This is a genomic window from Arthrobacter sp. U41 (genome assembly GCF_007679325.1).
Taxonomy (GTDB): Bacteria; Actinomycetota; Actinomycetes; order Actinomycetales; family Micrococcaceae; genus Arthrobacter.
Window position 1 is genome coordinate 251,471 of record NZ_VEGI01000005.1, and the last position, 1,147, is coordinate 252,617.

The window sequence follows — 1,147 nt, forward strand, 5'->3', positions numbered from 1 at the left end:
GTCACCGTAGGGCTTACGATCGCCGCCACCGCTGTATGGCTTACGGTCACTGGTACCACCGGCACCAAAACTGCGGCGCTCTCCCCCACCTTCACGAGGACCACGGTCACCGTAGGGCTTACGATCGCCGCCACCGCTGTATGGCTTACGGTCACTGGTACCACCGGCACCAAAACTGCGGCGCTCCCCGCCACCTTCACGAGGACCACGGTCACCGTAGGGCTTACGATCGCCGCCACCGCTGTACGGCTTACGGTCACTGGTACCACCGGCACCAAAACTGCGGCGCTCCCCGCCACCTTCACGAGGACCACGGTCACCGTAGGGCTTACGATCGCCGCCACCGCTGTACGGCTTACGGTCACTGGTACCACCGGCACCAAAACTACGACGCTCTCCCCCACCTTCACGAGGACCACGGTCACCGTAGGGCTTACGATCGCCACCACCGCTGTACGGCTTACGGTCACCTTCACGCGCCGGGCGGTCGCCATACGGCTTGCGATCCCGATCATTAGAGGAAGGACGCGATCCCTCGGATCCGCGGTCATCTCGGGCACGGTACCCACGGGGCTCGCCACCGGAGTTGTTGGTGCCGCGGAATCCGCCGCCGCCCGAATTGCGGCCGGCGCCATAGTTACCGCGATCGTTTCCGCCGCGATGTCCGTCGTTGTGCTCAGCCATGCTGGATTCCTCCTGTTATGAGCTGACCACTGGCGCAATCGCAGCCGCTCTGTTCCGTGTCTCGTTCCTACGCAACCCGAAATCAAGCGCTTCGAAGTCCGTACATCTCATCCAATTCTAGGCGAGACGCCTGCGCGCGACGAACGCCAGGGGGTCATTCGACCAGGGCGGTGGCAAGTCTCACAGAGACTCCTTAGCCATGGACCCCGCAGTTCGAGTCCACGAATCGCAGACGCTGCCGCAGCTCCGGCGGGAACGGCGGTGACGCTCCCGCGGCTCCGGCTGGAACAGCGGGGACGCTCCCGCAGCTCCGGCGGGGCCCGTGCAGGGGCTGCGGGAGGGTCCTGGGGGTGGTTTGGGGGTTAAATGCGGGAGGACCCCCAACCTGGTTGGGGGTCCTCGACCTTAATGATGTTCCGGCGGTGACCTACTCTCCCACACCCTCCCGGGTGCAGTACCATCG

At 64.9% G+C, this 1,147-nt stretch carries 1 protein-coding gene; it reads left to right on the forward strand.

Features of this window, described 5'->3' with window-relative positions:
• On the forward strand, window positions 1-705 hold a 705-nt coding region (locus tag FS787_RS18025), incomplete at its 5' end, for a hypothetical protein (RefSeq protein WP_222124079.1).
• Between the last annotated feature and the right edge of the window lie 442 nt (window positions 706-1,147).